Source organism: Tannockella kyphosi, assembly GCF_021054785.1.
In the GTDB taxonomy this organism is placed as follows: Bacteria; Bacillota_I; Bacilli_A; order Erysipelotrichales; family Coprobacillaceae; genus Tannockella; species Tannockella kyphosi.
In genome coordinates, this window is sequence record NZ_CP088239.1 from 338,577 (window position 1) to 364,213 (window position 25,637).

Below are 25,637 nucleotides of genomic sequence, written 5' to 3' on the forward strand. Positions count from 1 at the left end.
TTATTCCTCCTCTATTACGCCTTTTTCTAACCATGATGGTAATGCTTGTTGTAAGGGTGCGAATCCATTAGGTGTTTCTACAATAAATCTTCTAGGATTTTTGTAATAAACTCGTTTTTCTCTACGTCGATATGTTTTATCAATTGCCTTTAGGCTTAGCTTTGCATGGCTTGTAGCGTTATCAAAGTCTAATACTTTTACCTTTACGACATCTCCCACTGCGACGAAGCTTTCGATACTTTTTACAAATTTTTCTGAAATTTCTGAGATATGAATTAATCCCGTACTATTATCAGGTAGTGATGCAAAAGCACCATAAGGTTGGACACCTGTTATTTTGACATCAATAATGTCACCTCGTTGTATTTTCAATATATTCACCCCTTGCGAGGACATTATATCATAAATAATGTCCTTTTTTTATCATAAAATGAAACTTTCTTAATGAAAATACTTTTTATCAAAAATAGATGCAATCAATCATAGTTACTAATGAGGATGTTGTAAGCAGATTGTATTTGATTATTAAATTCTTAGTAACAATAGCTATTTTTGTGGTACAATAAAAAAGAAGAAGGAGTGATAGTATGGAACAAGTAATCGAGGATATTAAAAAGGTAATTGATAAATTAAGACCTTATCTTCAAAGAGATGGGGGAGACATAGAATTTGTTGAATTTATTGATGGTATTGTGTATGTGCGTATGTTAGGAGCATGTGCCGGATGTTCAATGTTGGATGATACTCTAAAAGATGGGGTAGAACAAATTTTAATGGAAGAAATACCACAAGTATTAGAAGTACAAAATATTGCAAGTAATACATTATTTTAATACTAATTTGAAACAAAGATGGGATAAAAAATCTTGAAAAGCATGGTATACTAATATTGTTATAAAAATGCTTGCATTTTAAAACATTTTATATTAATATATTTTTTGTTGGAAATTGGCGAATATTTTTATTCATCCTGGCTAAAATAATGCTAGGTGAAAATATGGAAAGAGTCAATCAACAATATCTAATTGCGGAGATATTAAAGGATCTCGGGTTAGAAGAGGAAGTGATTAGTGCAATTACTTCTTTATCAATAGAAGAAATTAAAAACAAATAATATAAAGCTCTTATTAAGAACCACTAGATGCAGATCTAAGATGTGGTGGCAACCCTATAGCATAGAAGGTGCCCGACTAAGCAAGTTTACTTGAACAATAAGAGAAAGCTACAAAAATGCTTTCTCTTTGGGAAGCTTTTTTTGTTTTTACAAAAAGAAAAGGAGAAAGTATGAAAGAGAAAGTTTTATTTACATCAGAATCAGTATCAATTGGTCATCCTGATAAAATTTGTGATCAAATATCAGATGCTATTTTAGATGAATGTTTTAAACAAGATCCTAACTCAAGAGTGGCTTGTGAAGTATTTATAACTACTAATTATGTTGTTATTGGTGGTGAAATTACTACGAATGCGATTGTGAATTATGAACAAGTAGCAAGAGATGTATTAAAAGAAATTGGGTATGATGACCAAGATAAAGGAATTGATTATCGAACATGTAAAGTGGAAGTTGTATTAGATAGTCAATCTGTGGATATTGCGTTAGGTACCAATGATAATGTAGGTGGTGCTGGAGACCAAGGAATTATGTTTGGTTATGCATGCAAAGAAACAAAAGGATATATGCCTTTGGCTATTTCTATTGCTCATCATTTAGTAAGAGTTGCAACAAACAAACGTTTGTCTGGTGAATTCAAACATGCTAGACCAGATATGAAAGCCCAAGTAACGATTGATTATAGTGAAGCTACTCCTAAGATTGATACTGTATTAATGTCAGTACAACATGATGGAGATTTTGATGAAGCAAAATTCCATTCTTTTATTAAAGAACAAGTAATGGATGAAGTTGTATCTAAGTATGGTTTTGATACAAATTACAAAGCTTTAATTAATCCAACTGGACGCTTTGTGATTGGTGGTCCTCATGGAGATACAGGTTTGACAGGACGTAAAATTATTGTTGATACATATGGTGGAAGTGCTCGTCATGGTGGTGGGGCTTTTAGTGGCAAAGATCCTTCTAAAGTAGACCGTTCTGGGGCTTATATGATGCGTTATATTGCTAAGAATTTAGTAGCAGCAAATTTATGTGAACAAGTAGAATTACAAGTTTCTTATGCAATTGGTGTAAAAGAACCTACTTCTATTTTCTTAGAAACTTATGGTAGTGAGAAAGTAGAAAAAGATGTTATTTTAAAAGCAATTCGTGAGAATTTTGATTTAACACCTTCAGGGATTATTGATACGTTACAATTGCGTCAACCTATCTATAAAGCAACTGCTGCTTATGGACATTTTGGACGTAGTGATGTGGAATTACCTTGGGAAAAGTTAGACAAAGTAGAAGTACTTGCAAAGTATTTATAAATATTGGTGTTTATCCCATAATTTATAATAACTATGGATTACTATGTACTTTTGAGTTATAATATAGATATAACAAGGAGGTACATCTTATGAAAATTATTGTAAGAGGAAAAAACATTGAGATCACTGATGCAATCGAAGCGAAAGTAGCTGAAAAGTTAACAAAGTTAGATAAGTATTTTATTGTTAGTGATGAAGTGGAAGCCAAAGTATTAGTTCGTGTGTATCCATACGGACAAAAGATTGAAGTAACAATTCCGACGGAATATATTATGTTACGAGCAGAAGTAGTGGATGATGACTTATACAATGCAATTGATCAAGTTATCGACAAATTAGAGGGACAAATTCGTAAGTACAAAACACGTCTAAGCCGTAAATCTAAAGAACATAAGTTAGCTTTAAACTTATCAGAAGTAGCTGATGACGACCAAGAAGAAGAGGATGTATTAGTAAAAGTAAAAACAATTAATCCAAAACCAATGGATATGGAAGAAGCAGTAATGCAAATGGAATTAATTGGTCACTCATTCTTCGTGTACCGTGATACGGAAACAGAAAAAGTAAGTGTAGTTTATCGTCGTTTTGATGGTGAATATGGTTTAATTGAAACTGAATAATAAAACTAAATAGAAAGGATGATTCGAGTGAATCATCCTTTTAATTTACAGCCTTGCATATATTGTTTTTGAACCATGAGTTTATCAATATCATTTAATATCATTACTTTTTTAATAGACCATAATGGTGCTATTAAGTCATCTATTTTTCCATCACCTGTTAATCTTTCAATGATGATGTTTTCAGGTAAATATGCTAGTTGTTCTACTACTAGATTAATAAATTGATCTCTTGATAAAATATCAAAGGGATCTTTTTTATATATTGTTGCTAGTTTTGTGTTTTCAACAACGTATAACATATGTATTTTAATAGCTTGGATATCCAATTGACCTACTACTTTTACTGTTTCTAACATCATTTCAGGTGTTTCATAAGGAAGACCATTCATTACGTGAACGCATACATTGAGTTGATATTTTCTTGCTAATGCTAGTCCATCAAGAAATTCTTGATAAGTATGTCCTCTATTAATAAAGGTAGCTGTATTTTCATGAATGGTTTGAAGCCCTAGTTCTAACCAAATATCTTTTTTCTGGTTAACTGTATGTAAATATTCTACAATTTCGTCACTTAAACAATCTGGTCTTGTCGCAATAGCAATAGCAACAACATCTTGTTTTTCTAGGAAAGGTTCTATGCATTGTTTTATTTTTTCTATTGGACCATAAGTATTCGTATTTGCTTGAAAGTAAGCAATATATTTACAATTAGGCCATTTTACTTGCATTAATTGACTTACTTTATTGAATTGGCTATCTAGACTTTCATTTGGATTTCCGGCAAAGTCACCACTACCACTAGAACTACAAAAAATACAACCACCATATCCTTTGGTACCATCTTTATTAGGACAAGTAAAGTCAGCGTTTAAACTTACTTTCGCTACTTTATGATGATATTTTTGTTTTAAATGATAATTAAAAGTATGATAACGCTTGTTATCAGTTGAATAAGGGAACATAAAACACCTCCAATTAGGAGGATTATAACATAAAGGAGGCATTATGACACTACGATTTGAGCATATTTATAAAGCTTTTGATAAAGAATTATTTGGAGATTTAACGATCCATTTTGGAGCAATAGGACTAATTGGTGTTGTTGGTCCAAGTGGTTGTGGGAAAACAACATTCATAAACTGTGTAGGTGGTTTAGAAGAGGTAGATAGTGGTGTAGTCGAATATGGTGGCTTGCCAATTATGTCGAATGCTCATCAAAGACAAAAGCATAGTCAAAAGAATGTTAGTTATTTGTATCAATTTTATAATTTATTACCAGCATTAACCGTTAGAGAAAATATTCAATTTGGAATGTATTGTAAACAATATGAATGGATCGATAACCATGCACTATATAAAAAGTTAGAAATAGAGGACTTATTAGATCGTTATCCAAGTCAACTTAGTGGAGGACAAAAACAACGAGTTGCTCTTGCAAGAGCGTTTCTATGTAATAGTCCTATTTTATTGTGTGATGAACCTACCGGGGCAATGCATCAAAAGATGGGACAACAAGTAATGAAGTTGTTACAAGATTATGGAAAAAAACATTTGGTATTGGTAGTTAGTCATGATAAGAAGTTGTTAGAAAAATATACAAACCAAATCATTGATTTTGATGATTTAAAACATCACTATTATTTTAGTGAAAGAATATATAGTTTATGCAATTATCCTAAGAAGTGTACTACTTCTTTTTTATTTACGATACGATATTGTTATCGTCAATTTATATATCAGAAAAATACGTATCTTAATTTATTGCTTTTACAAGCAATTACGATTACTTGTTTTTTACTATTGTTTGGAGCTAAAAGTGGTATCGAAGATTATTTTCAACAAAGTTATAATCAGTATGTTACAAAGAATATCGTGGAAGTGCAAAAGATTGATTATAGTGATAGTTCTTTTTCGAAAGAAGAACTGGAAGATATGGTTAGTGATTACCAAGGTATCTCTTATGATTATTTATTTGATGTAGGCCAATATCCTGATCTTGATGAAACAATTGTTCACACAATAATGCCTAGTGCAACGAGTCATATTGAAATAGTGTCTGGAACATTAATGAGTAATATGAATGAAATAGTTGTAAATGAAGCTTTTTTAGATATTTATCAAGAGGAAAGTATTGTTTATTTGTTAAATGAAAAAGAGTATGTTTTTCAAATTGTAGGGGTTATTGAAGATACATTATTAGGGATGCCTAGTGTTTATTATCGCGATTTTTATATTCCAAATGAAATAGTAGAACAAATAGAAAATGATCAAAAAGTATATTTAGAGATTTTTGAAGATCAAGATATTGAAAGTGTATTAGAAAAATGGAATGATGATATCTATTATAGTTTTTCTAGTTTAGAAACAATGAAACAAGGACAATCGTCCTTGTTTTTATTAGGAGAGGTGGTTGCTTATTTGTTTATGTTTTTAAGTTTTTCGATTTCTTTGTTATTAATACAGTTGGTATATACAGCACTTTTATATCAAAGAAGAAAAGATAATGCGATTGCTTTTAGTAATGGGATGAGTAAGTCTAGGTTATGTTTGATCTATGCTGTACAAGGTTTTTTGTTTGGTTTTTTGGTTGCTTGTGTTGGGAATTGCCTAGGTATGCTAACAATAAGTTTGTTTTCTATTTATAATCCCTTTACCAAGTGGATTGCAATAGAAAAGTTGTTTTTATATCCGGATATTTCTATTAATTTGGGGATTCTTTTTGTTTATAGCATGTCGTGTAGTATGGTTGCTTACATAGTGAGTAGGAAATCAGTAAATGTAAAGTGTAGTGATGTAATTAAGGAGGAATAAGATGTTAGAGTTAAGAGGAATAACTAAAACTTATCAAGAGAAGGTATTGGATGAAATATCTTTTGATTTACCTAATACTGGTTTTGTTTTATTAAGTGGTCCTTCTGGGTGTGGTAAGACAACGTTGTTGCATATTTTAGGAGGATTAGATAGTGATTATACAGGGCAATTATTATGGCAAGGAAAGGAATGTCGTAAGAATAAAAAATATCGTAAAAAAGTTTGTTTTATTTTTCAACAATTTCATTTAATAGACTATTTAAAAGCTTATCAAAATAGTATTTTATCAAGATATTTCAAGAAAACAAAGACACCATCAATGGCCTTAGACTTTCCATTAAAAAATAGATTATCTACTTATTCTGGTGGACAAAAACAAAGAATAGCTATTTTACGATGTTTGTATAATCAACCAAATATTTTGTTGTGTGATGAACCTACATCCTGTTTAGATAAATCAAACCAACTAGAAATCATGCAACTATTAAAAGAATTGTCAAAACAGTGTTTAGTCATTGTAAGTAGTCATCAGTTAGATGAAAAGTATTTTGATGAGGTTATTAAAATGCAAGATGGGAAAATAACTTGTAAAACAAAAGCAAAAGAGAGTGGTACTTTGGTTGAAAAACAAGATTCTCAAAATCCGTATCCTTTATTTACTTTTGCTTTTTTACAAAGTAAAAGTAAATCAAAAAGAAATTTAAAAATATTGTTTGGTGTATCTTTGGCATTATTTTCTATCTTATTTAGCTTTTCTTTGTTAGAAGCAACAAATAGCCAAATCAAGGAACAAATATATAAATTACTTCCTAGTAATACCTTAACAATTTTACCGGATAGCAAAGAGTTAGAATATGAACAAATAAAAGAAGTAACAAAGGAATATTTCACATATGTAGAATATGAGGATGCTTATTGTTTAGGGATATCATTCGATGCTAGTTATCAAAATGAAAACTGTATTTATATTGGAGATAGCACCAAACAAATAACGAACGTAGATGTTGGGGAAGTTACAAAAAATAATAACGAAGTAGTATTGGCTAGTAGTACAGCTAAGAAGTTGCTATCATCAGGAGATGTAACTTCTATCATTGGTGAAACAGTTTATTGTTGGTATACTTATGAACAACAAGTGTTATCAATAGAATTAGAAGTAGTTGGAGTTAGTGAGGAAAGTGTTTTATTAGATACTGCATATTTTAATGAGTATAGTAATATTGCTCATATAGAGGAGTTATTTGGTAGTAATGGTTATAAAATTATGTTAGCAATGGTAGAATTGGATTCACAGGTTGATCCATCGAAAATACAAGCCACTTTAGAAAATCAATTAGATGGTTCTAAAATAGAAGTGTCTTCTTTTACTATTAGTGATTCTATTGATGAGATATTTAGCCAAGTACAAATAGTATTGTTTCTATTTTGTGGATTAGCTATTGTTTCTGCTTGTTTTTTGGTTGGACAAGTGTTGTTTCTTTCAGTTGTAGAAAGAAAAAAAGAAATTGCTATTATACGTTGCTTTGGTGCTGATCAAAAACAAGTATTTCTATTAATTGTACTAGAGTCCATTCTTATTGTGACAGGGGCATATGTTGGTAGTGTTTTTTGTTTTTTGTTGGTCCAAGGAGTTATAAATGAATGGTTAACAACTTATTTATCAATTGAATTAATAGGAGGTTTTTTAAATGTGAATATTGGAATGTTTAGTAAGGTTTATCTTAGTGCACTTTTTTTAAGTGTTATTTGTAGTAGCTTTCCAGCGTATTATGGATGCCAGCAAGATATTGTAGAAGCTTTAAGGGAACGTTAAATTATAGCAAAACTGTTGACAAAGATACTGATTTTATATATTATGGTTACAACAACTAGTCGTATAAATACATTGAAAAGAAATAGTACATATAGAAATATTTTTAGAGAGTTCTTGGTTGGTGGAAAAGAATAATGGATCTATATCGAATTCATCTTGGAGTAGAGTGCTGAAAAAGAAAGTAGGCATCTCCGGTAACACCCGTTATAGTGTACAAGTATAACTCGAAAGAACGTACTTGATAAGGTTTATATAGTAATATATAAATGAACAAAGGTGGTAACACGAAGTGAATGCTCTCGTCCTTATATAGGATGGGAGTTTTTTTATTTATACAGCGGTTGACAAGACAAGGGGGACTATAAAATGATTATAGTAATGAAAAAAGAGGCAACGAAACAAGATGTAGCAAATGTTTCACAAATGATTGAAGACAAAGGATTAGCAGTAAGTGTAGTAGATGGACAGGGCGTTAGTGTTGTAGGTGTTATTGGGGATACAACAAAAGTCGATGCTCGCCAATTAGAAGTATTACATTCAGTAGATAAAGTAATGCATGTAGGAGAGCCTTATAAATTAGCGAACCGTGCTTTTCATCCAGAAGATTCTATTATTGATGTAGCTGGTGTTAAAGTGGGAGGAGAGAACTTAGCTTTAATTGCAGGACCATGTTCAGTAGAGAGTGTAGAACAAGTAGTAGAAATAGCAAAAGCAGCAAAAGCTGCTGGGGCAAATATGTTACGTGGTGGAGCATTCAAACCAAGAACATCACCTTATGCATTCCAAGGGATGGGAAGTAATGGATTGGATATTTTAGTAGAAGCAAAGAAAATCACAGGATTACCAATTGTATCAGAATTAATGGATGCCAGTTATATTGAAGAATTTGAAGAAAAAGTAGACTTAATTCAAATTGGAGCAAGAAACATGCAAAACTTTGATTTATTAAAAAAATTAGGGAAAGTAAAAAAACCAATCTTATTAAAGAGAGGATTATGTGCAACATTTGAAGAATGGATTATGTCAGCAGAATATATTATGGCTCATGGGAATCCAAATGTTATCTTATGTGAAAGAGGGATTCGTACATTTGAAAGCTATACAAGAAACACATTAGATTTACAAGCAATCCCAGTAGTACAAAAACTAACACATTTACCAATTATTATTGATCCAAGTCATGCTGGAGGAAAATGGTGGTTAGTAGAACCAATGGCAAAAGCAGCAGTAGCAGCTGGATGTGACGGATTAATGGTAGAAGTACATAATAATCCAGAATGTGCAATGTGTGATGGACCACAATCATTAAAACCAGAAAAGTATGCAAAATTAATAAAAGAAGTTGGAGCAATTGCACAAATCGTAGGAAAGAAGGTTTAATATGAAAATGATTGTAGACTTAGGGAAAGATAGTTATCCTATATTTATTGAAAAAGGAATCTTAACAAAACTTGATTTGTATATAAAAGATGTTTTTCAAGGTAAGAAAATAATGATTATTAGTGATGACAATGTCTATGGTCATTATGGAAAACAAGTAGAAGATGTTTTATCAAAACAATATGAGGTTTCTTCTATTGTTGTAGAACATGGAGAAAAAGCAAAAAGATTTGATATTTTACCATCTTTATATAAACAATTATTAAATGCAAAAATAACAAGAACTGATTGCATTATTGCTTTAGGTGGGGGTGTTATTGGAGATTTAGCTGGCTTTGTTGCGGCTACTTATTTGCGAGGAATACCGTTTGTACAAATACCGACTTCTTTACTTGCACAAGTGGATTCTTCTGTAGGAGGGAAAGTAGCAGTTGATTTACCAGAAGGTAAGAATTTAATAGGGGCATTTTATCATCCGAAATTAGTTTTAATTGATCCAACAACATTATTAACTCTTTCTGATCATTTTATTAGTGATGGAATGGGTGAGGTTATTAAATATGGATGTATAAAAGATGCTAAACTATTTGAACAATTGTTAAATTATCAAGATTTTAAAGATTTATATCAAGATATTGATCAGATTATTTATCGTTGTGTTGATTGTAAAAGAATTGTTGTAGAAAATGATTTATATGATTTTGGTGATCGTTTGATTTTAAATTTTGGACATACATTGGCACACGCTATTGAACAATATTATCATTATGAAAACTATAGTCATGGTCAAGCAGTAGGTATTGGTATGGTTCAATTAACACACATTAGTGAACAAACAGGTATGACAGTTCCAGGGACTGCTGATTTAATTGCTTCACTATTAGAAAAATATCATATTCCAACTGCTTGTGGTTTAAAGACAAAAGATTTATTACAAGCTATTTCTTTAGATAAAAAGAATATTCATTCTTCTTTGTCTTATGTCATCTTAAAAGAAATAGGGCAAACTATTATTTATAAGGGAAGTCATGACTTTGTGTTGAATAAAGAAGTGATTTAGGGGAAAAAAGAATGACGAAATTAAAAATAACTCCAAGAAAACTAAGAGGGACTATTCAAGTCCCTCCTTCTAAAAGTTTAGCACATCGTGCTATTCTTTGTGCATCATTAGCTAATGGAATAAGCCGTATTGATAATATTCAATACTCAAAAGATATAGATGCAACAATTAAAGCAATGGAATCATTAGGTACTCAAATAATGCGTTATCATGATTTTTTAATTATTGATGGAACTACTACTTTTAAGAAAAAGGATAGTTATATTGATTGTAAAGAATCAGGTTCAACATTACGTTTTTTAGTTCCTATTTCTATTGTAAAAGAAAATAAAGTACACTTTGTTGGTGAAGGTAACTTAGGAAAACGTCCTTTACATACTTTTTATGAAATATTTGATCGTCAAAATATAGATTATACATGCCAAGAGGGTGTGTTGGATTTACATATAGAGGGTCAACTAAAAGCCGATGTCTATCAAATACCAGGTAATATTTCATCACAGTTTATTACTGGATTGTTATATGCTTTACCTCTATTAGAACAAGATTCAGTGATTGAAATAACATCTCCTTTAGAATCAATTGGTTATATTGATTTAACACTTCAAATGTTAACCATGTTTGGTATTGAAATAGAACATGAAAATTATCAAAAATATTACATAAAAGCAAACCAATCATACCATGCTATGGACTATACAGTAGAAGCTGATTTTTCACAAGCTGCATTTTATTTAGTAGCTGGTGCGATCGGAAATGATGTAACTTTAACAAACTTAAATGTAAAATCATTACAAGGAGATAAGGAAACATTAGATATTTTAGAACGTATGAATGCTTCTATTAGCCACAATAAGGATGGCTTGAAGGTAACTGCAAAACAGTTACAAGCAACAACAATTGATGCGAGTCAATGTCCGGATGTTATTCCTGTTATTAGTTTGGCTTGTAGTCAAGCAAAAGGACATACTTCGATTATTAATGCCGGTAGACTGCGCATTAAGGAGTGTGACCGTATTGAAGCAACAAGAAGTCAGTTAAATATATTGGGAGCTAATATTGAAGAATTAGAGGAAGGGATGGAAATAGATGGAGTAACTCCACTACATGGTGGAAAGACAAGTACTTTTGATGACCATCGTATTGCCATGATGCTTGCAATAGCATGTACAATTAGTAATCAACCGATTATAATAGATAATATGGAATGTGTACAAAAGTCTTACCCTAATTTTTGGGAAGATTATCAATCACTAGGAGGAATTATTGATGAGTGCGACATGGAAGAATAATATTGAAATATCTATTTTTGGAGAAAGTCATGGAAAAGCAATTGGTGTTTTACTCGGTAATTTACCGAGTGGAATTATTCTAGATAAAGAATTTATTCATCAAGAAATGCAACGACGTGCACCAGGTAAAAATAAAATGTCTACAGCAAGAGTAGAAAAAGATGAAGTAGAGATTATGAGTGGTGTTCTAGAAGGTAAAACAACAGGAGCTCCTTTAATGGCAATGATTTATAACAATGATCAACACTCCAAAGATTACTCTGTTTTAAAAACACATATGCGACCAGGACATAGTGATTATCCTGCTTATATTAAATATCTTGGGTTTAATGATGTTCGTGGAGGAGGTCATTTTTCAGGGCGTATTAGTGCCCCAATTGTATTTGCCGGAGCAATTGCTAAACTTATTTTAAAACAAAAAGGAATTGAAATAGTTGGACATATGAGTGCAATAGAAAATATCCAAGATGATTTGTTTGAAACAACAATTACAAAACAAACAGTGCAATTGTTACAAGAACAAGTTTATCCTGTTCTAAACAAAGCAATCTATTCAAAAATGCAAGAAGCTATTGAAACAGCAAGAATGGATCAAGATTCAGTTGGAGGTAAAATAGAATGTGCTATTCTAGGAATACCAGCAGGAATTGGAGAACCTTTCTTTGATTCAATAGAAAGTCACTTAGCTAGTTTGATGTTTTCAGTACCAGCTGTAAAAGGAATTCATTTTGGAAATCGCCAAATTAGTCAGTTAAAAGGGAGTCAAGCAAATGATTGTTATGTTTATCAAGGGGAAAAAGTGACTTGTTTAACAAATAATAATGGTGGTATTACAGGTGGTATTAGTAATGGAATGCCAATTATATTTGAAGTTGCCCTAAAACCAACTCCTTCTATTTCAAAACAACAAAATACAATTAATGTAGAAACAAAAGAAAATACAACATTGGAAGTACATGGTCGTCATGATCCTTGTATCGTTCCTCGAGCAATCGTTGTCATTGAAGCAATGGCAGCAATAACGATGCTTGATTTTATGAGGTAATTATGAAAGATTTAGAAACTTGTCGTCAAGAAATAGACTCATTAGATAGCCAAATAGCAAGTCTTTTTGAACAGCGTATGGCTGTTTCAAAAGATGTAATTACTTATAAGTTAGCAAATAATTTACCTATCTTTCAACCAGAAAGAGAACAAATTGTTTTAGAAAAAAATAGTCAAAGAATAAAAGATCAAGACTTACAAAAATATGCATTAAGCTTTTTTCAAGATATGATGGATACATCAAAAGCATATCAAGCTAGCTTTATTCCTTTATCACAAGAAATAGAATTAACAAAACCAATGGAAACTACTTTAAAAGCAGGTTATCAAGGAGTACCAGGTTCTTTTTCTAATCAAGCATTACAACAATACTTTGGTAAGATAGAAAGTGTCTATTTTCCTAAATTTGAGGATGTTTATATTGCTTTAATGAATCAAACAATTGATTATGGTATTGTTCCTTTGGAAAATTCAAATACAGGTTCCATTAATGATAATTATGACTTATTACGCTTATATAACTGTTTTGTAGTGGGAGAGATTAGTATTCCTATCACACAACATTTATTAGCTAAAGAGGGAGCGAAAGTAGAAACTATTCGTGATGTATATTCACACCCTCAAGGTATTTTACAATCATCAAAATATTTAGATGAACATCCAAATATGGATTGCCATGATTTTACGAATACTGCAGCTGCAGCAAAATATGTTAGTGAACAAGATGATTTCTCCAAAGCAGCAATTGCATCATTGCAAGCTGCTAAAATATATGGTTTAAAAGTTATTCAAGAAAATATTCATACTCAAGAAAACAATCATACTCGTTTTATTGTTATTAGTAGGAATTTAGAAAAGAATAAAAAGGCAAATATTGTGAGTATTGTGTTTACTTTGGATCATAAAGTAGGAGCATTGTATAGTATTTTAAAAACAGTAAAAAATCATCATTTAAATCTAACTAGAATTGAATCAAGACCGATTGTAGATCAAGAATGGCAATATTATTTTTATATTGATTTTAATGGTAATTTAGAAGATAGAACAGTTCAAGTTGCATTACAACAAATGAGAAGTTATTGTTTAACATTAGATGTAATAGGAAATTATGAAGGATGAAAAATATTGTTTTTATTGGATTAATGGGATGTGGAAAAACAACAATAGCTTATGAACTATCTAAAAAACTATCATTAGAAATCATTGATTTGGATCATTATATAGAAACTAAATATCAGGAAACTATTCAAGATATGTTTTGTCAAGGAGAAGATTTATTTAGAAGTAGAGAAACAGAGTGTTGTCATGAAGTAAGTAAAAAAGAAGGCTGTATTATTTCTACAGGTGGAGGAGTTATTAAAAATAAAGAGAATATTGATGCACTAAAAGAGAATGGATATATTATTTATATAGATCGTCCTGTAGAAAATATTGTTTTAGATGTTACTACTGCATCGAGACCTTTATTGAAGAATGGTCCTCAAGCATTATATGATTTATATCATGAGCGTCATCATTTGTATCAAGATTATTGTGATTATCACTTTATAAATGATATTTCTTTACAAGAAGCGATAGAAAAACTAATGGAGCATATCAATAGAAATCTTTAGTCACCTAAGATATAATAGGTTTTGTCAAAGGGGGTATTGAATATGACATCAAATAATCAACAAGTAGATAACTTAGTTTCCATGTTAGATGGATATGCAGCAAATGGTGGACATCACTTAAATGTTAATGTTTTTACAAAAGAAACATTAATGGATGCTCAAGCTCACCCAGAAAATTATCCACAATTAACAGTACGTGTTTCAGGATACGCTGTTAACTTTGTAAAGTTAACAAAAGAACAACAAGATGACGTTATCTCTAGAACATTCCATAGTCAAATGTAATGTTAGCACCTTCGGGTGCTTTTTTTGTTTTTTATATTATGATAGAATGAAGAATGAGGTGACTTATGAAACTTAAATTAAATGAATTTGTACATGATGGACTCCCAGTATCTTGGCACCCTTACTATATTTTTGATATGATGGTGCATAAAAAACAAGTAGGAACACTCACTTTTCGAACTGGTAGTAATCAAGATAATTATTATGCTGGCCATATTGGTTATAGTGTAGAAAAGCAATATCAAGGAAATGGTTATGCCTATCAAGCATTGTTATGTTTAGAACCATGGATTTTAGAGCATGGTTTTCATGAAGTGATTATTACATGTGATCCTAATAATATTGCTTCTAAAAAAACAATTGAAAAAGTGGCTACTTTTTTAGAAACCAAAGAGATACCAAAACAGTATCGAAAAGACTTTTCGAAAGAAGAGAAAATAAAAGATATTTATTTATGGAAGCTATAGGAAACGTTCTTGCAAGAAGGAGCAACTTATAGTAGAATTATCTAGATAGAAACAAAGGAGAATTTCAATGGCAAAAAATATAAAAAATGATGCTATCACATCAATGGAAGATGATTTTGCACAGTGGTATACAGATGTATGTCGTAAAGCAGAATTAATGGATTATAGTAGTGTAAAAGGATTTATTATTTATCGTCCTTATGGATATGCAATGTGGGAACAAATTCAATCTTATATGGATAAATTATTCAAAGAAACAGGACATGAAAATGTATACATGCCAATGTTAATCCCTTCATCATTACTACAAAAAGAAGCGGATCACGTAGAAGGGTTTGCCCCTGAATGTGCGGTAGTTACCAAAGGTGGATTAGATACTTTAGAAGAAAATTTAGTGATTCGTCCAACATCGGAAACATTATTTTGTGAACATTATGCAAAGATAGTAAATTCATACCGTGATTTACCAAAGTTATATAATCAATGGTGTTCTGTGGTACGTTGGGAAAAAACAACAAGACCATTTTTACGTGGTTCGGAGTTTTTATGGCAAGAAGGACATACTATTCATGCTACAAAAGAAGAAGCCCAAGCAGAAACATTACAAATGTTAGATATTTATGAAAAAACATCAATAGAATTATTAGCTATTCCTATGATAACAGGAAGAAAAACAGACAAAGAGAAGTTTGCTGGTGCTAAAGAAACATATACGATTGAAGCTCTTATGCATGATGGAAAAGCACTTCAATCAGGAACTAGTCATTATTTTGGAGATGGTTTTGCGAAAGCTTTTGATATGAAATATTTATCAAAAGAAAATAAGTGGGAACATGTTTACCAAACATCATGGGGAGTATCAACAAGATTATTAGGAGCTATTATTATGGTTCATGGTGACAATAATGGATTAGTGTTACCACCTAGAGTAGCACCAACACAAGTAATAATTATCCCTATTCAACAACAAAAAGAGGGAGTATTAGATAAGGTTTATGAATTAGAAGCAAGCTTAAAAGCTGCTGGAATTCGTGTAAAAGTAGACGCTAGTGATAAATCTCCAGGATGGAAGTTTGCAGAAGCAGAGATGCGTGGAATTCCACTTCGTTTAGAAGTAGGTCCTAAGGATATTGAAAAATCTCAATGTATCCTAGCAAAACGTAATGATGGAGTGAAAGAAAGTTATCCTTTAGATGATGCTTTAAGTACGACAATCCATCAATTATTAGATACAATTCATGATGAAATGTATCTAAAAGCAAAAGAATTCCGTGATGAAAACATTCGTCAAGCAAAAACATATGATGAATTTAAAGATATCCTAAATAAAAAAGCAGGATATGTAAAATTAATGTGGTGTGGAGATGAAGCATGTGAAATGAAAATTAAAGATGATACAGGAGCAACTAGCCGTTGTATTAAAGAGGAAGAAGCATTTAGTGATGTATGTCCTATTTGTGGAAAACCGGCTCATCAAGTAGTTTATTTTGCAAGAGCATACTAAAGCAAAGAATATTTCTTTGCTTTTTTTTAGAAAGGAATCGATAAGATGCAATTAAGTAGAGAAGAAAGATATATTAAATTAACAGGGATGCCTAATACTCGTGATTTGGGTGGTTATGAAACACAGGGTGGAAGATATACTCGCAGTAATTGTTTTGTTCGTGCTTCGAGCATGGCTGGAGCAAAAGAAGAAGATATGGATATTTTAAGAAAAAAAGAAGTTGAAATCATTATTGATTTACGTAGTCCTAATGAACGTCATCATCAACCAAGTAAGGCTTATGATGAACCTTCTTTTCAAGTATATGAGATTCCATTATTACAAGATAAATTTGTTCATACATTACCAGAAGATATAAAAAACTTTCAAGATTTAAGTGGCTTTTATATTTATTTATTAGAAGCCAATAAAGAGAATATTCGTAAAATATTTGAAGTTTTCGTAAAGCATAGTTATCAAACTATTTTATTTCACTGCTCTGCAGGGAAAGATCGTAGTGGTGTTATTAGTGCTTTGTTATTAGATTTAGCAGGATGTTATGAATATGATATTGTTAAGGACTATAGTCAATCTTATGAAAATAATCAAAAGATGATGGAATCATTGGAACAAGTGATGGATTTAGAAGACAAAAAATTTCTAAGTTCTAACCCTAGATATATGATGAAGTTCTTAGGATATTTAAAAGAAAACTATGGTAGTGCAAAAGGATATTTATTGAGTTGTGGCATAAAAGAAGAAGATATTGAAATTATTATTGAAAATTTTACAATTTAAGAAGTAATTCCCCAATTTATCTCGTATACAAGATTAGGAGGGGAATTTTTATGACAAAAATCAAAGCACTCACATTTCGTGAAAAACAATTAGTATTAGAAAAAATATTTAGCCAGTATCGAAGAGCAAAGATAAAATTGCATTGTTTAAATCAAACATCTTTTTATCCTGCAATTCATTATGATTTAGTTCGTGAAAAAGGAAATCATTATAGTGTTAGTATGATGGATAAATTAAATGAACATATTGATAATAAAGATGAATTAGAAAGTATTATTATTACTTTTGAATGCATTGTAAGTACTTTATCAACAGAAACAAAAAGAATCATTATGAATGAGTTTGTAGAACCATTAGATGAGGGTTGGTGGTATGAGTATTATTCTAAATCTACTTATTATCGAGTGAAGTCTAGAGCAATGGAAGAAGCTTTGTTCTATTTGAATATCTAAACCACACTATGATAATAGGAATTGTTTGAAAAAAGGATAATTTTATTGCAAATAAGGAGTTGTTTCGCTATAATAAGCCTGTTGTTTTATAGGAGGAAGATTATGTTAGAAAAAATGTTTAAATTGTCTCAAAAAGGGACGAATGTAAAAACGGAAGTTTTTGCAGGTGTTACTACTTTCTTGGCGATGGCTTATGTATTAGCGGTTAACCCTGCTATGCTTAGTGAAACTGGATTGTCATTTGAAGGTGTTTTCTTGGCGACAGCATTATCAGCCTGTGTTGGAACAATGATTATGGGATTGTTAGCAAACTATCCAGTAGCATTAGCTCCAGGAATGGGTGTAAATGCATTATTTACATATACGATTGTATTCCAAATGGGATTCTCTCCAGCTGCTGCCTTAGCTGCTGTAGTAGTATCTGGTGCTATTTTCTTAGTAATTTCAGTTACGGGAATTCGTAAAGCAGTTATTAATGCAATTCCTGCTCAATTAAAATTAGCAATTGGTGCTGGTATTGGGTTCTTTATTGCTTTTATCGGTTTAAAGAATGCTGGAATTATTGTCTCTGATGCATCTACATTTGTTGCATTAGGAGATTTAACGGATCCTGTAGTATTACTTTCTGTTTTTGGTATCTTGGTAACTTTAGCTTTATTAGCAAAGAAAGTTCCAGCTGCCGTATTTTATGGTTTAGTAGTTACTGCAATAACTGGAATTATTGCTGGGTTATGTGGTGTAGCTGGGATGCCAACTGCTCCAACAGCGATTATTTCTACTGAATTAGACTTTAGTTTATTTGGTTTATTTGTAGAAGGATTTGGTGAGTTATTCGCGAATCCACAATGCATTGTAGCTTTATTCTCATTATTATTCGTAGACTTCTTTGATACTGCTGGGACATTAATTTCAGTAGCAAATAGAGCAAAGTTAGTAGATGAAAATGGAGAATTAGAAAATATTGAAAAAGCACTAATTGCAGATTCTGCGGGGACTATTTTTGGAGGATTCATTGGAACTTCCACTGTAACATCTTATGTAGAATCAACGGCTGGTGTAGAAGTTGGTGGTAGAACAGGATTAACTGCTTGTACTACAGCGCTTTTATTCTTATTATCTATCTTCTTTTCACCTTTATTATCAATTGTAACAAGTGCAATCACAGCTCCTGCATTAGTAGTAGTAGGTGTATTGATGGCTCAACAATTAGGTGGTATTGATTGGGAAGATTTCGTATTTGCTGCATCTGGATTTGTTACTATCATTATGATGATTTTAACTTATTCTATTTCTGATGGGATTGCTTTTGGATTTATCGTTTATGGTTTATCAATGGCAGTAACTGGAAAAACAAAACAAGTAAGTCCAATTGTTTGGGCATTAATTGCTATTTTCGTTGCATATTTTGCAATTATTTAATAGCAAAAAGGGTTTCTTTTAATAGAAACCCTTTTTAATTTAAAATAACAATAGTGATATTTAAGAATAGTGCAAAAGTGATCCAAAAAAGATAAGGTAGAAGTAAATAACCAGAAGTATGATCTATTTGGAAGAATAAGATTATTGTTCCTATTACTAAAATAATTAAAAGCAAAAGCCACAAAGCAGAAAAAGTAAAGAATTGATATTGAAAAAAGAAAAAAGGCCAAATTAAATTAATAAACAGTTGTATAAAATAGATAACTTGAGCTATTGTTGTTTCACTCTTTTTATAAATCCGATAACTGCTATAGCCCATCATAAGATATAATACAGTCCATACAATAGGAAAAACAAAACTACTAGGGGCAAAGCTAGGAAGAACTAGATTTGTATACAAGGATGTATCCACAAATATCGAAATCAGCCAGCTTGTTAATAAAGGAAAAAATAGTAAAAATATAGAAAATATCATTTTATCACCTTATTAGATTATAGCTAATAAATAATAAAATATGCAAAAAAGATATCAAATAAATGATATCTTTACATATATTTTTTCAAAAAAGAATGGATTACTTTAAAATAACTATCATCTAATAGAGCTAAAGCGTGTCCTGCATCAGGAACTACTAATAGTTCTTTTTTGGCACTACATGCTTCATAATTATGGTAAACCATTTCAAAAGGAACATAGGTATCCTTTGTTCCATGTATAAATAATGTAGGTGTTTTTGATTTTTTAAGCTGATCAACACTGCTTGCTTTAAAAATATCATATCCTAGTTTTCTTTTACACAAAGCTTGGAAACCAACTAATAGAGCTTTAAAATCAGAACCATATTTCTTTTTCATTTGACTTAATAATATTTCACCAACACTTGTAAAACCACAATCCTCAATCGCACATACAACATTCTCTGGTAAATTATTACCAGTAGTATTCATAACAGTAGCAGCCCCCATACTAACACCATATAAGGCTATTTTAGCATCGCTATGAATATCTTGAATATATTGAATCCAATCCATTAAATCATTTTGTTCTAACCACCCCATACCAATATACTTACCATCACTATTACCATGACTTCTTTGATCAAACACCAATATGTTATATCCTTGTTCAAAAAAGTTTTGGGCACTAATATACATACTTACTTTTGTAGACTTATATCCATGTGCTAAAATAATCCATTTCTGACACTCTTTATGGACAATAATATCCCCTTTTAAAGTAAGTCCATCAAAAGTCTTTAATTCCACTGCTTTTTTAGGTGCTTTTTTAAACCAAATAGATGCATCAATTGTTGGTTGAGTTAAACAACTAGTATCGGTATCATGAACAGATACTGATTTTTTGTGTCCTACTAAAGTAGCATTAAATAATTTAGTGTTGGCCCAATAATAACCAGCACTAGCACTAACACTCGTTGCAAGACCTAATGTAATTAATGTTGATTTTTTCATTTTCTACCTCCGTTAGCTAGAATTAAAATAATTGCTCACTTCTATTCTAGTCAATTAGAAGTAGAAAAACAACTATTTTATTGGTATAATATAATAAAGATAGGCTTAATAAAGGAGACGTTTATGAAAAAGAGAATCATTACAATTGCTCGTGAATATGGATCTGGTGGGCGAGGGATTGCACAAAAATTAGCAGAGGAATTGGGTTTAGTATATTATGATAACGAAGTGATTCATTTAGCAGCATTGGAATTAGGGGTTGATGTTTCTGTAGTTATGGAAGTGGCAGAGACTAAAAGTTCACCATTTATGTACAATACCGGATCTTTTCATATGGATTTACCAATGAATGATAAGGTTTATGGTGCTCAAGCAAAGATTATTCGTCATCTAGCAAAATACGATCAGTGTATTATTGTAAATCAATGTGCGGATGCTTTTTTACAGGGCAGAGAGGATGTTATTCGTGTCTTTATACATGCTCCTTTAGAATCTCGTATTCAGCGAGTCCAAGAAGAATACGGAGAAGATCAAGAAGATATTAAAAAATACATTCAAAAAAAGGACAAGCAACGTGCTAGCTATTATAATTATTATACAGAACAAAGATGGGGTAATGTAAGTAGTTATGATATTACATTAAATAGCGATATGGGATTTGATAATGTAATCAAAGCCATTCGTGGAATTTTTGATAACAAAGACTAGAAATAGTCTTTTTCACTACTCATAAATGAGCGGTGAAATAAATAATAACTCATTAAAGAGTGCTTTCTCTAAAATCGCAGATAAATAATTATAATAAGAGTGATGAAGGAGGAGGTATACATGATTGGAGAAAGAATTCAATTTTTACGTAACGAACATAACCTAAAACAAGAAGAATTAGCGAAGATATTAAAAATAGGGCATAGTACTTTGGCAGCATATGAACAAAACAAGAGAAAGCCTAAAGTGGAAACAATTATTTTAATAGCAAAATATTTTAATGTTTCTACTGATTTTATTTTAGAGTTAACAAATAAACCAGATCAACAATATAACCAAGGCAAAACTTTGGTAGATAATAAACACTTTGTATCCATACCAGACTCTTTGTGGGATGTAGAAGTAGCAATTGATGAATTTGAGTTATTAAAGGAGTTTATCGTTTATAAATACAATAAATAAGATATATCGCATTGCAATATGTGATGATGACCAACAATTTTTAGAAAAACTTCAGCAACACTTCAAACCTTATTTACATAAAATAGAACTCACATCTTATCAAGATCCTAATGAATTATTAGAAAATATAAAACATTATCATGCAATACTAATAGATTATGAAATGAAAACGATGACAGCTTTTGATCTATTAGAAAAAATTAGAAAAGAAAACATTTTAAAAGTTATCATTAGCTCTCATAATGAATATATTTATCAAAGCTTTGCATATCATATTTTCTGGTATATCCAAAAACAACAGTTATCAAAATACTTTCCTATTATGATGGAAAAGTTAATAGAACAGATGGAACAAAATAACCAAAGGATAATATTAAATGAGGGCAGTGTTCATATTAATATTCCTAAAGAGGAAATAAGATATATAGAAAAACAAAAGAATTATCTTTATATTCACGCAAATCAAACATATAAAATTAGATATTCATTTAAAGACTTTGTTGTTCAATTTTATGACGATGATTTTGTAATACCAATATATGGAACAATGGTTCACATCCAAAATATAAGGTATGTACATAGTGGTAGAAAGCATCTTATATTATGGGACGATACAACATTACCAATTAGCTATACCCATAAAAACAATCTCTTACAAAGAACAAATGCATATAAAATGAAAAGACCAAACAGTTAGTTTGGTCTTTTAAAAGAAAGAGTGATTTTTTATTTGTTATTTAATTTGGCAGGCATTTCTGGTTCATATAACCAGAAGAATGTTCCAATATTGCTTGCTGAAAGTGCAATAGCACAGATACCTAAACATAATAATGATTTAAATTGTTTTTTCATGTGATAATCTCCTTAATATAATTAATAATATAGTTATTAGTACTGCTAAAAACATACAAAAACTAATAGTAGAATTTAAGCAATACACGATGTAAAAAGCAATGAACATGATACCGTGGATAAATAAGTTCTTTTCATAAGAAACTAAGTAATTAATTACTAATAACACTGCAAAAACATAATATATATATCTAGGCGCAGCTACTGTATGTATCATCGTTGTTGTTAAAAACATGAGAATATTAGAACATATAGTACATTGTAAAAATGTTTTGCAGTGATAGCTTTTATGTGCTTTACGAAAAGGGACAAAAATAATATTAAATAAAACAAATTCATAAAACAACCCACATGTAATAGAGACTAGTATTGCTAATGCAGTGTTAATGGTTGTTGTTATTATTGCTTCGATACCATATCTTAATATTTGAATGTCCTCTAAGTCATCGCTTACTGTAATTTTATGTGCTAACTTATTTGATAATCCAATAATGTTCATATAAATCTCCTTCTTTCTACGAAATCATACTAAAATAGTGTGGAATTGTAAACAATGTGGTAAAATTATAACAATAGAGGTAAAATATGGAGGTTTTTGATGGATATAGTCATTTTATTAGTTTTTGCTTTTGGAGAAATGTTTTTATGTTTGTTGTTATGTGATGTATTTTTGAAGTATAAAGATACAAAGTTAGGGACAAAGATTATTTTGTCTGTTGTTTATGGTGTAATGATGCACTATGTGGGTGTGGTTGATAATAATGGTATTTTTTCATTTGTAATCTTTTTGTTTTGTTTATTTGTTTATGGTTATTTATCAACGGGGACAAATTTTAGAAAAATAATAATGACAGTATTTTTGGTTGCAGTGAATTTAATGGTTATTAATGCATTATTTTTGGTATTAGCGTTTTTAAGTGCGGAATCAACTACTAGTTTGTTGAATGGTACAGAATCAGAGGTGCTAAATTTTTATACATTGTTAAGTAAAGCAGCTTTATATTTTGAATATTTATGTTTGAAACAAAGAAATTCAAATCAAGTCTATTTTGATCAAATAGTATGGAAATGGGTTGCTTGTATTAGTGTTACTTCTTTAGTTATTTGTCATATTTGTTTTTATGAATATATTCAAAATAATATGAATTTATTTTCTACTTTCTCAGTTTTTATAGGAGCAATTGTGACAAATATATTAGTTTATGTTTTATGTATGGAGTTATCGAATAGTGCTAGGGAAGGAGTAAGAAAACAAATATTGATTGAAGCAATTCGTTATGAACAACAATCACAAATAGAAATGGAGAGTTTAGTTGATAAGATGTCAAAGATAAGCCATGATTTTGATAAACATATTTTGGTTATTGAAGATATGATTGATAAAAATGATACATGTTTGGCAAAAGAATATTTGAATAAAATAAAGCTATCTTCTAGACAAGTGGTTTTTAATACCAATAGTAGTGTTTTAAATTATATGTTAAGCAATAAAGTGAGTTATGCTAAAAACTTAGGAATTGATGTTCATTATATGGTGTTTGGTCATGAGGTTAGTTATATAGATGATGTTGATATGACAGGGTTGGTAGGTAATTTGTTAGATAATGCGATTGAAGCAGCAGGGCAGTCTAAAGAAAAACAAATTGAATTACGATTTGATTTTCAAGATGAACATGTTTCTACATTTTTAGTGAAAAATAGTTTAAATCATGAAATAAAGAAGAATGGTAAAAATCTTGTTACTACCAAAGCTGATAAACAGGGTCATGGGATAGGGATGAGCGTTATTCAAGAAATAGTAGAAAAATATCAGGGACAAGATTATTATCAAATAGAAGAGAATCAGTTTTCTCATTTGTGCATATTGTTAGATAATGAAAAGATAGCTTAGTTTTTTGTAGTTTGTTTTCTGGTTTTGGAAAAAAACTTTTTTTATTTGGGAATGGTGTATAGTTTGGTAAGGGAGAGTGAGATCATGGATAAAAAAACAAATAAAGTATTAGATATAAAATATATTGCTATCCAAATATTTTATTTAATGAATTATTGTGCAATGTTGGGATATGCTTCGGTTTATTTATTAGAATTAGGGTTTAGTAATGGACAAATAGGGATTAGTTTAGCAATGTCTAGTGTGGTTAGTGTTATTTGTCAGCCAATTATTGCGTCTTTTGTAGATAAACATAGAGAGGTTTCTTTAAATACTGTTATTAAAATAGCTTTAACATTAGTTGTAATAGCTTCTGCTATTTTATATTTCTTATCTTTGGATAAAATAGTATTAATTGTATTACATGCTTTTGTTTTAGTGATATTACTGACATTACAACCACTTATTAATTCCATTGCTTTTGGTTTTGAAAAACAAGGCTATGTATTGAATTTTGGTCTTGCTAGAGGGATGGGATCAGTGGCTTATGCTTTCACTTCTTTGGGATTAGGTATTTTATTAGAATCAGTATCAGCAACTATTTTGCCATTATGTTATATGGTGATAAGTATGATCTTGTTTATGTTTATTCATACTTTTGCCCTAAAACAAGAAAATATAGTAGAAAAAGAAGTAGTAAGTCAATTAAGTTTGTTAGGTTTTGTAAAAAAATACAAACGAGTAATGATTGTATTAGCAGGAGTAGTATTTGTTTATTTAGATCATGCTATTATTAACAACTTTTTTATCCAAATTGTAACAAATGTTGGTGGTACAAGTTCTAGTATGGGGAAAGCAATCTTTTTAGCGGCAATGTTAGAATTACCGACAATGACTTTCTTTACCTTGTTTTTAAAGAAAATAAAATGTAGCAATCTATTTAAAATAGCAGTAATATTCTTTTCTATAAAGCATGTGATTACTTACTTAGCATCAAGTATGTTTGTTATTTATATAGCCCAAGCTACACAAATAGCAGGGTATGCATTGTTTATACCGGCTTCTGTTTATTATATGAATGAAGTAGTTGAAAATAGTGATTTAACGAAAGGACAAGCGATGTTAACAGGGGCAATTACGTTAAGTAATGTGTTTGCTAGTTTAATTGGAGGAATCTTGTTAGATGCGTATGGAGTAAGTACTGTTTTATTAATAGGAGCTGTTGGTTCGATTATAGGAACAGTTATTGTATGTATGGGTTTAGTCAGCATCAAGTAATTGGTGCTTTTTTAATGGGCGCTTTTTTGT

At 30.5% G+C, this 25,637-nt stretch carries 28 protein-coding genes, 1 riboswitch and 1 other annotated feature; of the genes, 22 read left to right on the top strand and 6 right to left on the bottom strand.

Annotated features, from left to right (window positions below; translation table 11 throughout):
• Positions 1-396 (bottom strand): S1 RNA-binding domain-containing protein, encoded by a 396-nt coding sequence (locus LRR82_RS01820; RefSeq protein ID WP_399201157.1) that lies wholly within the window; start codon positions 394-396, stop codon positions 1-3.
• Positions 397-587: 191 nt separating this feature from the next.
• On the opposite strand from LRR82_RS01820, the gene LRR82_RS01825 reads away from it, so the two are divergent.
• The 3 genes from LRR82_RS01825 (at position 588) to hpf (ending at position 3,047) form a co-directional block, all read left to right on the top strand.
• A complete protein-coding gene (locus LRR82_RS01825) occupies positions 588-833 on the top strand; it encodes a NifU family protein (RefSeq protein ID WP_249029811.1) in 246 nt (81 codons plus the stop codon).
• 288 nt (positions 834-1,121) lie between these two features.
• A riboswitch (SAM riboswitch) is annotated at positions 1,122-1,218 on the top strand.
• Positions 1,219-1,284: 66 nt separating this feature from the next.
• Positions 1,285-2,427 carry a methionine adenosyltransferase gene (gene metK, locus LRR82_RS01830; RefSeq protein WP_249029812.1) on the top strand — a complete coding sequence of 381 codons (1,143 nt, stop codon included), beginning with the start codon at positions 1,285-1,287 and terminating at the stop codon, positions 2,425-2,427.
• An 89-nt stretch (positions 2,428-2,516) separates the two neighbouring features.
• Entirely contained in the window at positions 2,517-3,047 is a 531-nt protein-coding gene (hpf, locus tag LRR82_RS01835) for a ribosome hibernation-promoting factor, HPF/YfiA family (RefSeq protein ID WP_249029813.1), read from the top strand.
• 32 nt (positions 3,048-3,079) lie between these two features.
• Here hpf and LRR82_RS01840 read toward each other — a convergent pair whose 3' ends face one another.
• Positions 3,080-4,012: a TIGR01212 family radical SAM protein gene (locus tag LRR82_RS01840; protein WP_249029814.1), complete on the bottom strand. Its 933-nt coding sequence runs from the start codon at positions 4,010-4,012 to the stop codon at positions 3,080-3,082.
• Positions 4,013-4,055: 43 nt separating this feature from the next.
• Here LRR82_RS01840 and LRR82_RS01845 point away from each other — a divergent pair, with 43 nt between their 5' ends.
• From LRR82_RS01845 to LRR82_RS01910, 14 genes are all read left to right on the top strand, one after another.
• Positions 4,056-5,861, top strand: a complete 1,806-nt coding sequence (locus tag LRR82_RS01845; RefSeq protein WP_249029815.1) for an ATP-binding cassette domain-containing protein — start codon at positions 4,056-4,058, stop codon at positions 5,859-5,861.
• Position 5,862: 1 nt separating this feature from the next.
• Positions 5,863-7,674 (top strand): ABC transporter ATP-binding protein/permease, encoded by a 1,812-nt coding sequence (locus tag LRR82_RS01850; RefSeq protein ID WP_249029816.1) that lies wholly within the window; start codon positions 5,863-5,865, stop codon positions 7,672-7,674.
• A gap of 63 nt (positions 7,675-7,737) precedes the next feature.
• Positions 7,738-7,984: a binding site (T-box leader), on the top strand.
• Positions 7,985-8,040: 56 nt separating this feature from the next.
• Positions 8,041-9,054: a 3-deoxy-7-phosphoheptulonate synthase gene (gene aroF / locus LRR82_RS01855; RefSeq protein ID WP_249029817.1), complete on the top strand. Its 1,014-nt coding sequence runs from the start codon at positions 8,041-8,043 to the stop codon at positions 9,052-9,054.
• Position 9,055: 1 nt separating this feature from the next.
• Entirely contained in the window at positions 9,056-10,114 is a 1,059-nt protein-coding gene (gene aroB / locus LRR82_RS01860) for a 3-dehydroquinate synthase (protein ID WP_249029818.1), read from the top strand.
• Positions 10,115-10,125: 11 nt separating this feature from the next.
• The gene (aroA, locus tag LRR82_RS01865; protein ID WP_249029819.1) at positions 10,126-11,406 is read left to right on the top strand and encodes a 3-phosphoshikimate 1-carboxyvinyltransferase; all 1,281 of its coding nucleotides are present in this window, start codon (positions 10,126-10,128) and stop codon (positions 11,404-11,406) included.
• Positions 11,384-12,451, top strand: a complete 1,068-nt coding sequence (gene aroC / locus LRR82_RS01870) for a chorismate synthase (protein WP_249029820.1) — start codon at positions 11,384-11,386, stop codon at positions 12,449-12,451. The genes aroA and aroC overlap by 23 nt, the downstream gene beginning before the upstream one ends.
• Before the next feature lie 2 nt (positions 12,452-12,453).
• Positions 12,454-13,569 (top strand): prephenate dehydratase, encoded by a 1,116-nt coding sequence (pheA, locus tag LRR82_RS01875; RefSeq protein WP_249029821.1) that lies wholly within the window; start codon positions 12,454-12,456, stop codon positions 13,567-13,569.
• A complete protein-coding gene (locus LRR82_RS01880) occupies positions 13,566-14,063 on the top strand; it encodes a shikimate kinase (RefSeq protein ID WP_249029822.1) in 498 nt (165 codons plus the stop codon). The genes pheA and LRR82_RS01880 overlap by 4 nt, the downstream gene beginning before the upstream one ends.
• Before the next feature lie 42 nt (positions 14,064-14,105).
• Complete coding sequence (gene grcA3 / locus LRR82_RS01885; RefSeq protein ID WP_283162785.1) at positions 14,106-14,348, top strand: autonomous glycyl radical cofactor GrcA3; 243 nt, start codon at positions 14,106-14,108, stop codon at positions 14,346-14,348.
• Positions 14,349-14,413: 65 nt separating this feature from the next.
• Positions 14,414-14,815: a GNAT family N-acetyltransferase gene (locus LRR82_RS01890; RefSeq protein ID WP_249029823.1), complete on the top strand. Its 402-nt coding sequence runs from the start codon at positions 14,414-14,416 to the stop codon at positions 14,813-14,815.
• 67 nt (positions 14,816-14,882) lie between these two features.
• Positions 14,883-16,319 carry a proline--tRNA ligase gene (gene proS, locus LRR82_RS01895; RefSeq protein ID WP_249029824.1) on the top strand — a complete coding sequence of 479 codons (1,437 nt, stop codon included), beginning with the start codon at positions 14,883-14,885 and terminating at the stop codon, positions 16,317-16,319.
• A gap of 45 nt (positions 16,320-16,364) precedes the next feature.
• Positions 16,365-17,096, top strand: coding sequence for a tyrosine-protein phosphatase (locus tag LRR82_RS01900; RefSeq protein WP_249029825.1), 732 nt, complete (start codon positions 16,365-16,367; stop codon positions 17,094-17,096).
• A 50-nt stretch (positions 17,097-17,146) separates the two neighbouring features.
• Complete coding sequence (locus LRR82_RS01905; protein ID WP_249029826.1) at positions 17,147-17,548, top strand: MG284/MPN403 family protein; 402 nt, start codon at positions 17,147-17,149, stop codon at positions 17,546-17,548.
• Positions 17,549-17,650: 102 nt separating this feature from the next.
• On the top strand, positions 17,651-18,967 hold the full coding sequence (locus tag LRR82_RS01910) for an NCS2 family permease (RefSeq protein WP_249029827.1): 1,317 nt from the start codon (positions 17,651-17,653) through the stop codon (positions 18,965-18,967).
• Positions 18,968-19,001: 34 nt separating this feature from the next.
• On the opposite strand, the gene LRR82_RS01915 is transcribed toward LRR82_RS01910, so the two are convergent.
• Together LRR82_RS01915 and LRR82_RS01920 are read right to left on the bottom strand one after the other, a co-directional pair.
• A complete protein-coding gene (locus LRR82_RS01915) occupies positions 19,002-19,442 on the bottom strand; it encodes a TspO/MBR family protein (RefSeq protein ID WP_249029828.1) in 441 nt (146 codons plus the stop codon).
• 71 nt (positions 19,443-19,513) lie between these two features.
• A complete protein-coding gene (locus tag LRR82_RS01920; protein WP_249029829.1) occupies positions 19,514-20,437 on the bottom strand; it encodes an alpha/beta hydrolase in 924 nt (307 codons plus the stop codon).
• A 123-nt stretch (positions 20,438-20,560) separates the two neighbouring features.
• Here LRR82_RS01920 and LRR82_RS01925 point away from each other — a divergent pair, with 123 nt between their 5' ends.
• The 3 genes from LRR82_RS01925 (at position 20,561) to LRR82_RS01935 (ending at position 22,304) form a co-directional block, all read left to right on the top strand.
• Positions 20,561-21,145 carry a cytidylate kinase-like family protein gene (locus LRR82_RS01925; RefSeq protein ID WP_249029830.1) on the top strand — a complete coding sequence of 195 codons (585 nt, stop codon included), beginning with the start codon at positions 20,561-20,563 and terminating at the stop codon, positions 21,143-21,145.
• Positions 21,146-21,265: 120 nt separating this feature from the next.
• Complete coding sequence (locus LRR82_RS01930) at positions 21,266-21,607, top strand: helix-turn-helix domain-containing protein (RefSeq protein WP_249029831.1); 342 nt, start codon at positions 21,266-21,268, stop codon at positions 21,605-21,607.
• 16 nt (positions 21,608-21,623) lie between these two features.
• The gene (locus tag LRR82_RS01935; protein WP_249030570.1) at positions 21,624-22,304 is read left to right on the top strand and encodes a LytR/AlgR family response regulator transcription factor; all 681 of its coding nucleotides are present in this window, start codon (positions 21,624-21,626) and stop codon (positions 22,302-22,304) included.
• 29 nt (positions 22,305-22,333) lie between these two features.
• On the opposite strand, the gene LRR82_RS01940 is transcribed toward LRR82_RS01935, so the two are convergent.
• Both LRR82_RS01940 and LRR82_RS01945 read right to left on the bottom strand, forming a co-directional pair.
• Positions 22,334-22,459 (bottom strand): AgrD family cyclic lactone autoinducer peptide, encoded by a 126-nt coding sequence (locus LRR82_RS01940; RefSeq protein ID WP_249029832.1) that lies wholly within the window; start codon positions 22,457-22,459, stop codon positions 22,334-22,336.
• Positions 22,443-22,958, bottom strand: a complete 516-nt coding sequence (locus LRR82_RS01945) for an accessory gene regulator B family protein (protein WP_249029833.1) — start codon at positions 22,956-22,958, stop codon at positions 22,443-22,445. Before LRR82_RS01945 ends, LRR82_RS01940 begins: the two co-directional genes overlap by 17 nt.
• 99 nt (positions 22,959-23,057) lie before the next feature.
• Between LRR82_RS01945 and LRR82_RS01950 the strand changes: the two genes are divergently transcribed.
• Together LRR82_RS01950 and LRR82_RS01955 are read left to right on the top strand one after the other, a co-directional pair.
• Entirely contained in the window at positions 23,058-24,350 is a 1,293-nt protein-coding gene (locus LRR82_RS01950) for a sensor histidine kinase (RefSeq protein ID WP_249029834.1), read from the top strand.
• Between the two features lie 84 nt (positions 24,351-24,434).
• Entirely contained in the window at positions 24,435-25,607 is a 1,173-nt protein-coding gene (locus tag LRR82_RS01955) for an MFS transporter (RefSeq protein ID WP_249029835.1), read from the top strand.
• Positions 25,608-25,637 lie beyond the last annotated feature (30 nt).